Genomic DNA, 10,320 nt, shown 5'->3' with positions numbered 1-10,320 from the left:
GTATAGACGTTCGTGCCGTCCGTGCCGATCACGATGCCCACATGGTCGGCATTGCCGCTGTTGTCCCAATCGAAGAAAATCGCGTCGCCGGGGGCGATGTCGCTGTACCCTCGGTTGGCCCATTGGCCGTGGGATTGGAACCATGCCATGCCGCCAGAGGTGCAGCCGGAAAATCTCGGCTCACTTAAACCGGCCTGATTGTAGCACCAGGACACAAAGCAGGCGCACCAGGCCACCCGGCTGTCAAAGCCGTACCAGCTCCAATAGGGCTGTCCGTTCACGTTGCCCACCTGCGACTTGGCGATGTCCACCACGGCAGTATTGCCGGGCCTCGTCCCATTGACGAAGTGAACGCCGCTGATGTCCTCGGACGGGCTGATGTCAGGGGAACCGCCGCCGAATACCAGCGGATTGTTGCCGCTCGTTTCCAGATAGACATTGAACATCTGTAACTGCTCCGGTGTCAGCAGTTCCGGGGCGACGGACACGATAGAACGGGCCGTCAGCTTGACGTTGAGGATGTAATAGTTATAAGGGACTTGGACAGTGTACGAATTGTCCTCGCTGTCCGTCCGGGTTTCCGTGCGGTAGCGGACTTCAACCGTCCGTGTGGTGGTAAGGGTGTACTGCTTATCAAAGACACGCTGTAACTCCGCCTGAACCTCGGCCAATGTGTAGCGTGGGAGAATGGCGGTCAGGTAGGAGGCCAATTCATGGGGGTTGTGGATGATCTCGTCCAGATCGTAGCGGTATTCGTCATAGCCAAGGTAGGTGCTGGGGATGTTGTCAATTTTCGTTTGCAGGGCGTTTTCCATCCCCACATAGGCGTTCTCCACGGCGATCAAATCCGCGTCGTCAGAGAGATAGGACGTGGCCGTAAAGCTGGAACCGAAGCCGCCCACCACGGAGGAACAGGACTGTAAGCCTCCCATGAGGAACGCCGTCATAATCAGCAGGGCCAGGGCCACCAGACAGCCTTTCCAGTGCTTGACGGCAAAGGAGGCCAGCCGTTCGCTCTCCGCGGCTACTTCCTTTGACGCCCTGCCGGTGGTCTTGGCCGCTTTCGCCGTCCCCTGGGCGGCTCCGGCCCCATGCGCCGCCGTCTGGCCCGCCGCCCTCGCCGTCTTGACATACTGCTGTTTGATCTGCCGCTTCTGCCAGAACCGGGAAATGGGGTTGCTGGCCTGGGGGTTGTCATGCAGGGCCTTTTGATAGAAATAGTCGATATTCGCTTTCTCCGCCAGGTGTTCGGCCTTTTGCAGTTCCCGATAGGGTTTCAGCCGGTGGCGGCGTATCGCGCCCCGGACGGCCCGGCCTGCCTGCCGCTCGGCCAATTCCTCGCCCTTGTGACCGCCCTCCACGCCCACGTTCTCTTGCTCCACCTCATGAATTTTGCCGTGGGTGAACAATAAGACTTCCTGAACGGGGCGGCTGGCCGGGTTGGGCTTCATAGCGGGCGGCGGCTTGTCCCGAACCTCACGCCGTACACGGGTCTTGGCTCTGCCGCTGGCCTCGTCAAAGACTTTTTCCTTGATTTTGACCGTTTCTTTAGGGATAGCGGCCCTTGCCGCGTCCAACCGGTCGGCCCGCTGGTCGGATTTTCGGATGTACTTCTTCAGCTCCGGCGTGGAGCGTTCTTCCTCGGAGAGTTGCAGACGGGAGGATGGGCGGGGGCCTGCGTCAGCCGCCGCCACCTGCCCGGCTTGCCGCACCGCCTTTTTCCCGGCCCGGCGCTCCTGCCCCCGGTCGGCCCGTTCCAGCGTCTTTTCAGCCGTGCCGCCCGCCTCCTGCGGGGAAAAGTCCTGCTCGGCCTCCCGGTCGGAAATATTAACTTCCTCGCCGGTGGTCTGATTTTCCAGCACCACGCCGTCGCGGGTCATGCGCTGCGTCACCTTGTCACGGGGTTTCAGATACTTCCGGCTCATGGGCCGCCACCTCCTTTCCGGCTGTGTAGGGGACGCCGATATAGTCCAGCACCGTGCCACAGCCTAATTTGTGGATGCAGTAGTCGTATTGCTTGGGGTGGGTCAGGGCCATCCGCTGGAAACGGTTCGGATTTTTCTCTAAATGTGCGCCGAACATACAGAACATACAGCCGGTACGCTGCGCCCCGGTGGTAATAAGTTTTTCGCCGTCCTCCACGATCTCGCCGTAGATAGAGGCGTAAGGGAGGCCGGTCAACCTCAAATATTCCAGCACATCCCGTTCCAGCCAGAAAGACATCGGCTGGGAAGTCGGCTCCCGCTTGTGAAAGGCGTTGCATCCGCTTTTTAGATAGGCATTTTGTCGGCGCACGCTCTCGCAGGCCATTGTCCCCACAATCTGCATTGTGCCGGTCGATTCGCTAAAGCGGTGGATGGGAGTTTTCTTCATTACTGTGCAGCAGAGAGCAGAAATAGGAAATGGCGCGTCCAGCAGGAAGCGCCACTTTAGGAACCGTTTATTAAATTCTGTCTGCTTTCCGTTTCCATCCAGACCGCACATATTCAGATTGGCCCATGTGCTGCCCCTGCGGGCGTAGTAGATGCGGTGGGCCACTTCCTTTGAGATTACAGGATAGCCGTAAGTTTCAATCACCTTGGGGAACGGAATTTCAGGCCGAAGCCAGGTCACGTTAGGGACAGATTTCACAAAGTCCCGTATCTCCGGGTATTCAAGCCCGGTATCAACGAACACTGCGGGGATGTCAGGGAACGCCCGCCGTGCCATGTCCAAAAGTACCGTGCTGTCCTTGCCCCCGGAGAATGAAACGGCCACCTTGCCGTCGTAGTGATAGTACCATTCCATGATTTTAGCTTGGGTCACTTGGATTTTTCGTGCCAGAGGCCACGCCTGCATGATACTCAAATCACGCCGGGTATAGACGGCCTCACTCATGCGCCGCCCTCCACGACCTCGGAAAGCCGGGTCGTCATAATCTTATACAGCTCGGTATTGCTGGGGATGGGGTTGGTAAAGGGCAAGATCACATTCTCAAAAATGAGAAGCCCGGCCCCCGGCTCGGAGTTGTCGATGTATTTCTGATGGTCGGGGGACAAATTCAGCCGTTCGGCCAAAATCTTGCGGTCGCCGCTGGCCTGATTGAGCAGACAGATAAAGTCGCTGTTTTCCAGAATGTTTTCGATCTCCGGGGAGGAAAGCAGGTCTTTCACATTCTGCGTGGCCCCGGTGGGGATGCCGCCCCACTTTCTGAACCGCTTCCAAATCTCGGCGGAATAAGCGGCGGTCTGTTCCTCTTTCAGAAGCAAATGGAACTCGTCGGCAAAGTACCAGGTGGCCTTGCCCTGTATGCGGTTGGCGGTGACGCGGCCCCATATCTGATCTTGGACAATGAGCATCCCCAGCTTTTTGAGCTGCTTGCCCAAATCCTTGATGTCGAAGCAGACAAGCCGGTTGCTGATGTCAACATTCGTCCTGTGGTTAAAGACGTTCAGGCTGCCGGACACATAGAGGTCAAGGGCCTGCGCCACCCGGTCGGCCTCCGGGATGTGCTGGGCGGTCAGGGCGGCGTGGAGGTCGGAGAGGACAGGCATTTTCTCCGGCGTGGGGTCTGCCAGGTAGGGCCGGTAGATCACCTGCACGGCCCGGTCGATCACCGTCTTTTCGATAGGCTCCAAGCCGTTCTTGCCGCCCATCACCAGCTCACAGAACGACAGCACGAAGTCGCTTTTCAGCGCCAGCGGATTTTCGTCCTCGCTGTAATTCAGGTTGATGTCCAGCGGATTTACATAGTCCCGGCTGGTGGGGGACAGCTTGATAACCTGCCCGTGAAGCCGCTGGACAAGGGGAAAATACTCCGCCTCCGGGTCGCAGATAAAGACATCATCCGGGGTGGTGAGGAACACGCTGACGATCTCGGACTTGCAGGACATGGACTTGCCGCTGCCCGGCGTCCCCAGCTTCAAGCCATTGGGACACCGCGCCCGCTTCCTGTCCAGCATAATCATGTTCTGGGTCTTGGCGTTGACGCCGTAATACATGGCCCCGCCGCCCTGAAAGAGCTCCTGCGTCACAAAGGGAACGAAGATAGCGGCGCTGGACGTGGTAAGCCCCCGCTGGATGCGGATGTGGTTCTCCCCCAGCGGGAGGGAGGACATTAGCCCCTGCTCCTGCTGGTCGTCCAGCCGCACCAGAGCGCAGTTATATTTCTGCGCCACGCCAGCGGCCCGGAATACGTCGTTGCTCAACTTCCGCTGGGTGTCAGCCACGTTCAGGATTAAGAACGTCACCATGAAAAGGCGTTCGTTTCGGGTCTGCAATTTGGACAAAAGCTGTTTGGCGTCCGTGCCGTAGGTGGCGAGATCAGAGGGCAAAATATCCATGTCGTAGCCGGAGCGTACCGCCTTTTTCTGCTCCTGTATCTTCATGGCATCCAGGTCGGTGATCTTCCGCTTGACCGTCTTAATGGCCTCGGTCTGGTCGATAGCCTGCACATGGAGGTTGACGACAATGCCGTTTTCCGTGTTCAGGAAGTCCGCCAGCATTTCGTCGGACAACTCCGGGGCCAGGATTTGCAGGAAGCTCACCGCTCCGTACTTGCCGCTCATGCCGAAAATACGGCTGTTCCCGAAGCGGAGGGAGGACGGGGCGATGAAGTCCTTGGTACACAGGCCGGAGGGAGGAAGCCAGCTCCAATCAAAGCGGAACACCTCACCGTCCGGGTGGAATACGCCGTGAAGCACTTCCAGCCGTTCCGCCCCATCCAGGACGCGGGCGGCGGCTCCCATCATCTTGAAGTAGCCCAGCAGGTCGGTTTCAATGCGTTCCAGCCTCGCCCGCGCCGCTTTCAGGTTGTCCGCCTCGATGGTGAACGTCAGATACTTGGTTTTGACAATGCCGTTGTTGCCCCGTGTCAACTGCCTTTGCAGGATGCCGGTGTACTCGGCCCGGATGTCGTCGAAGTCGTCCCCCTGCGGGGCGATCTCAAAGCTGCGGGCGTACTGCGCCGGGTCTGTTCTGCGGTTGACAAAGGAAAATTGGACATGGATAGAGGCGTCCACATAGTTATAGAGGTCGCAGAGGTATTCAAAGGTGGCCGTGCGGTCGTCAGGCTGGGCAAGCTGATAGTTCGTATCGGAGAACGCAATACACTTGGAGAAAGACAGCCGGTTCAGCCTGCAAACGCCGTCCTGATACATGACCTCATAGGGGATGCTGTCTTGGGCCGTATGGGGCTTGCCGTCGCCCTTGTACTTACGGATTACGGCGTCAATCTCCCGGCGTTGGGCGCGGGTCAGCTTTTGCGGTTTTTCGTTTATGATTTCCTTTTTGGACAATCGCTTTCACCTCCATTTCCATTCTGTGTTGCCGCTCCAATGCGGCGTAAAGGTTGTTGGTCTGATAGGGCCGGACTTTGGGCATGAGGAAGCGGTTTCGGACGATCTGCCCGATCACCACCTCCAACGGCTGGCCGTGCTTCTCGTACAGCCCGAACAGCAGACCGGGGAGCATGGCGAAGATCATCACCAGAGCGGCGGCGCTGGTAGGGACGCTGCCCCGCAAAAGGAAAAAGAGCGGCAAGCCCATTAGAAGCGCCGCCCCGAAGCATACGATCTGCCGTTTCGTCAGGCCGAACAGCACCTTGCTTTTTACATGGGTCAAGTCCTTGGGGACGGACACATAGGCCATAGGTCAATACCTCCTTTCCAACACTTGATAGATGCCCTGCATGATATAGGCCACGCAGGGGACGGCGATAGAATTTCCCAGCATTTGATAGCGGCTGGCATCGCTGACAGCCCGCCCGTCATGGCCGAACTCCGTCCAAAAATCTCCGAAGCCCTGCAATCTTTCACATTCAAGGGGCGTCAGACGGCGCACGATCAGGTCGGTGTAACGGGTGATGCAGAAGTCGGTTTCGCTCCCCATACCAGCGGGCCGGGAGAGGCCAGCGCCGGAGGCACACAGCGTCCCGGCGATCTGCGGATGCACCAAAAGGGGCTGTTCGTGGTTGCAGTTGAGGGTGGGGGCGATGTCGGCCAGCACTTCCGCGTTGGCCTGCCCCGTCGACATCGTCACCACATGGGGCTGTCCCGTCCCGCATAGGGTGGGCTGGACGGGTTTCAGGGTGGAACGGTTGGTCTTGCTGGTGATCTGCTGTAAGTCAACGCCAGCGGCCACCACAGGCAGATTACCGTGGGTCTGGCTGCGGAGGGTGGGAGAAAGGCCGGAACGCTCCACCGTCAGAGAGGCCCCGCCCTGATCGTTCAAAATCTCCACCGTCTGCGGAGCGAACAGGTATTGATCGTTCCCCGTCGCCAGCGTCCCGCTTTTCTCCACTTGGAGCAGGGGGCCTTTGCCGCCGCCCTCACAGCCGCACCGAATACGCATCGTGACGGCTGGGGGCGTCACCAGTTGCCTGCCTGCTGTATCAGCGCCGCTTTCAGTAAAGGCGGCAAGTCCTTGCCTCGGCGTTCCGCCCGCCTCAAAATACCGGCGCAGGCTTTTGGGGACAAAGAGTATTTCTCCGGCACATCGTCCTGTAAAATCGCAGACAAGAAACAGACGCCTGCGCCGCTGTGCTGTGCCGAAATATTGGGCGTCGTACACGCACCAAGCGAGATCAACGCCTCCGCCTCGGACCATTCCGGCGTTTGCCCACTTTCCAGATCGAGGAATTGGAATTTGGGTCTTTGTGAACGATTGCAGTACAGCCGCAAAATCACGTCCTCCTGCGGACGACAGAGCGCCGGGGACGTTCTCGAACAGCGCGAACTTGGGGTATCTGCCATGTGTCGCCTCCCTCATTTCATCAATTATCCGTATGGCCTCCATGAAAAGGCCGCTCCGCTCGTCCGCCAGCCCCCGGCGCTGGCCCGCCAGCGACAGCCCTTGACACGGGCTGCCAAAGGTCACGATGTCCACAGGGGGAAGTTTCCCGCCGTGAAGCTGGGTGATGTCCCCGGCGTGGGCCATGTCGGGAAAGTGCTTTTTCGTCACCGACACGCAGGCCGGCATGATCTCGCTGGCCCACAGGGACGCTATGTTGTAAAAAGAAGCGGCGTAGGGAAAGCCCCCTATGCCGTCGAATAAGGATGCCAATGTAAACTGCCTCAATTATCAAGCCTCCTTTAGTGGGCGGCGAACACGGCCTTGGCGATGCTCCCGGTCTTGAACAGGCAGAAGCACAACAGCACCGTGTAGCCCATACAGCCCCATATGGCCCCAGACACGTCGGCGGAGAGGGCGATACCCTGCACCAGCACGGCGTAAATGCCCGTTACCACCATGATAAGGAACGCTTGAAAGCCCAGGGCAAACAGGGATTTCAGGTAGCCTTGGCCCATGCCCCGCCATTCGCTGTTGCCCATCGTGGCAAGGGGGATAGGGCCTAACGAGGTCACAAGGTATATTTCAATCATCCGGCCATAGACCACCAGCATGATACAGATGGACAGGATGTTCATGGTAAGCCCCACAAAGAGGGATTGGAACCACAGCCCCAGCAGACCGCCGATGTCCATAGCGGAAAGCCGGGTGTCCAGGTCGGTGACGACGGATGTAATGTCAATGCTGGTATTGCCGACAATCACCCCGGCGCTCTGATTGACAACGCTCTGCGTCACGTCAAACACGCCCATGACGATGTTCCAGGTGTTGGACACAAGGATGATAGCGGCGGCGGATTTGAATACCCAGCGGAACATCATCCAGCTATCCACATCATGCAGGTTATTCTTTTCTGCGATAAGCTGTATCAGCTCGTAGCACATGATAAGGGCAAGAATGGCCCCGGCGATGGGGACGATCACCGTTTCCGAGAGATTGTGGAGCATATTGAACACACCGCTGTTCCAGCCCTGCGGCGTGGCTCCCACGTCGGCGGCGATTTCCCCGACTTTGGTATTCACCGTGTCAAAGAGGCCGGTCAAGTTGCTGGTGATGCCGTCAATCAGCACACCCTTGAACCATTCTTCCAGCCAGTCCAGTATCAAGAGAAAGCACCTCCTTTCCCACGGCCCCCCGCAGGAGGCGGGAGGTCGTGAGAGGATTTAGCGAGAAGCATCAGGGAGTGGACAGCAGGCTAGCCAGCAGGGGAACCAGGGTAATGCCAATCAGGGCCACGCCGCCCCCGGCGACAAGCTGCTTGACACCCTGCGATTTGGCCCCAGGGTTGTCCTGCCCATAGCCCTCCAGGAGATTGATGCCGCCCCACACGCACAGTCCGCCGCCCAGGGCGACAACGAGGGTCTGCAAAACGTCGATAGCAGAAGTGAAAAATTCCATAAAATTACCTCCATAATTTCAAAAAATGTTGTTGTTGGATTGCCGCCTCATTCGTTGGCGGCTTCGCCGGGTTCTTCTTCGTCCGACAGGTCGATCTCGTAGAGGTCAAAGACTTCCTCCTGCGCCACCACCTGCTGCCGTCTGCGGCGCATGGCGGCAAGATACCTGTCCACGTCAAATGCGTTCTTCTTGTCGGCGTCGGAGAGGTATTTGTACTGCGGATGCCGGGTGATGTCGTATTTCTCGCTGAAAAAGGGACGCACACCACGCACCTGCAAAATACACTTTCCGCCGTCCATCACGGCGATTTCGTCCTGTGACATCAGCTCCTTTCCCAATTTTTGATAGTTCAGTCCGTGGGACGTTTGGCTGCCCTGGTTCTCCGACGTGTTGTAGCTGTCAATGGTTTCCCGGCCCAGCGCATCGGAGATTTCCTTGGCGTTCTTGCCCCTACCGCTCAAAAATAAAGTACAGTCGCAGTTGTCGCTGATGATGTCGGCGGCGTCCTTGTAGATGGTCTTTAACTGCGATTGACTTTGCAAAATAATAGAAGCCGAGATTTCCCGGCTTCGGATGGTGGCGATTAGCTTGTCAAAGTTGGGTATCTGCCCGATGTTGGCGAACTCGTCCAAGATCAGCCGCACATGGACGGGAAGCCTCCCGCCGTATACGTCGTCGGCCTGGTCGCACAGCAGATTGATAAGCTGGCTTTGCAGCATCGCCAGAATAAAGTTAAAGGTCGTGTCCGTGTCGCTCATAATCAGAAACAGCGCCGTTTTGCGGTCGCCCAGGGTGTCCAGCTCCATTTCGTCGGTTTCCATCAGCTCACGGACTTCCTGAATGTCGAACGGGGCTAATCTGGCCCCGCAGGAAATAAGGATGGAACTCCGGGTCTTGCCAGCCGAAAGCAGAAATTTCTTGTACTGCCGGACGGCGAAATGCTCCGGCTCCTTTTCTTCCAGCCGGGCGAACATTTCATCCACGGGGCTCTGGAACTCGGCGTCGTCCTCTCTGGCCTCGGAAGCGTTAATCATTTCAAGCAGAGTGGCGAAATTCTTTTCATCCTCCGGGGCCTCGTACCAGATGTAGCCAATCAGGGCGGTGTAAAAGAGCCGTTCGGACTTCACCCAAAAATCCTCTGCCGATTTTTCCCCGTCGCCCTTGGTGTTGGCGATGATGGTATTTACCAGCTTCAAAATGTCCTTTTCGCTGTGCAGGTAGGCGAACGGGTTGTACCGCATGGATTTGGAAAAGTTGATCGTATTTAATACCTTGATCTGATAGCCGCCCCGCCTCAAAAGCTGTCCAACCTCAATCAACAGGCTCCCTTTCGGGTCAGTGATGCAATACGAGCTGTGCATTTGCGTAAGGTTGGGCTTAACAAAAAATCTCGTCTTGCCGCTGCCGGAACCGCCAATCACCAGCACGTTCTTGTTCCGGGCGGTCTTGGGGTCTTTGGGCCTGCCGTTCATCGTCAGCCGTTCCGTCTGTGTGAGCAGGATGTTGTTTTCAAACACGGGGTCGATGTAAGGTGCTATGTCTTTGGCTCCGCCCCAACGGGCGCTGCCATACTCCATACCGTGGCGGTATTTCTTGGCGTTCTTGCCCTTGAAATAGACCACCAGCCGCACCAACACCGCCCCCGCCACACCGATACACAGGTCAAAGGGGTGGAAGCTAGGCAGGCCGTTGGAGAACGCCGCCGCCAGGCTGTCCGTGAAGTGGAGCAGCTTTTGGGTAAGGTCAGCCCCCGCCGCCAGCCGGTACGCCTCGCCTACCTTGCCGAACAAGTACACAAACAGCAGATAGGGCAGGTTGAGAATTACCAGCTTTTTCAGGTCAGGTTTCACAGCTCCATCCCCCTATCTCTGATTTTCTCCTTGGCTCTCTGGACACTCCGGCCCGCCGCTTCCCGCAGGACGGACAGCGCCTTGCGGATGGAGGGCTTGGCCTCCCGTGTCAGCTTCTTGGCCGTGAACTCCTTGAAAGCCTGTTCCAGATTGTCCGCGTCCCGTGACTTGAAAATCACGATGTAGTGGGGCGGCTGGGTGGTCTTGTCCTTTCGCAAGGTGAAGTCCACGCCGTATTTCTTGG

At 57.8% G+C, this 10,320-nt stretch carries 9 protein-coding genes; all 9 read right to left on the bottom strand.

The features are described 5' to 3' along the window. Nucleotides 1-1,880: CD1108 family mobile element protein (locus Q0Z69_RS15840; protein WP_298035374.1), on the bottom strand; the 1,880-nt coding region annotated here is incomplete at its 3' end. Nucleotides 1,881-1,896: 16 nt separating this feature from the next. Further along, entirely contained in the window at nucleotides 1,897-2,877 is a 981-nt protein-coding gene (locus Q0Z69_RS15835; protein ID WP_298035373.1) for a phosphoadenosine phosphosulfate reductase family protein, read from the bottom strand. Further along, entirely contained in the window at nucleotides 2,874-5,276 is a 2,403-nt protein-coding gene (locus Q0Z69_RS15830; RefSeq protein WP_298035372.1) for a VirB4-like conjugal transfer ATPase, CD1110 family, read from the bottom strand. Before Q0Z69_RS15830 ends, Q0Z69_RS15835 begins: the two co-directional genes overlap by 4 nt. Then, the gene (locus Q0Z69_RS15825) at nucleotides 5,209-5,628 is read right to left on the bottom strand and encodes a PrgI family protein (RefSeq protein WP_298035371.1); all 420 of its coding nucleotides are present in this window, start codon (nucleotides 5,626-5,628) and stop codon (nucleotides 5,209-5,211) included. Before Q0Z69_RS15825 ends, Q0Z69_RS15830 begins: the two co-directional genes overlap by 68 nt. 3 nt (nucleotides 5,629-5,631) lie before the next feature. After that, the gene (gene dcm / locus Q0Z69_RS15820) at nucleotides 5,632-7,056 is read right to left on the bottom strand and encodes a DNA cytosine methyltransferase (RefSeq protein ID WP_298035370.1); all 1,425 of its coding nucleotides are present in this window, start codon (nucleotides 7,054-7,056) and stop codon (nucleotides 5,632-5,634) included. A 14-nt stretch (nucleotides 7,057-7,070) separates the two neighbouring features. Continuing rightward, entirely contained in the window at nucleotides 7,071-7,934 is an 864-nt protein-coding gene (locus Q0Z69_RS15815) for a VirB6/TrbL-like conjugal transfer protein, CD1112 family (protein ID WP_298035369.1), read from the bottom strand. 70 nt (nucleotides 7,935-8,004) lie between these two features. Then, nucleotides 8,005-8,226: a Maff2 family mobile element protein gene (locus Q0Z69_RS15810; protein ID WP_298035368.1), complete on the bottom strand. Its 222-nt coding sequence runs from the start codon at nucleotides 8,224-8,226 to the stop codon at nucleotides 8,005-8,007. 47 nt (nucleotides 8,227-8,273) lie between these two features. Then, nucleotides 8,274-10,076, bottom strand: coding sequence for a VirD4-like conjugal transfer protein, CD1115 family (locus Q0Z69_RS15805; RefSeq protein WP_298035367.1), 1,803 nt, complete (start codon nucleotides 10,074-10,076; stop codon nucleotides 8,274-8,276). After that, on the bottom strand, nucleotides 10,073-10,320 hold a 248-nt coding region (locus Q0Z69_RS15800), incomplete at its 5' end, for a PcfB family protein (RefSeq protein WP_298035366.1). The genes Q0Z69_RS15800 and Q0Z69_RS15805, both read right to left, overlap by 4 nt.

It is taken from the genome of uncultured Dysosmobacter sp. (assembly GCF_947631165.1).
GTDB lineage: Bacteria > Bacillota > Clostridia > Oscillospirales > Oscillospiraceae > Oscillibacter.
This window is presented reverse-complemented; position numbering and strand designations above follow the sequence as displayed.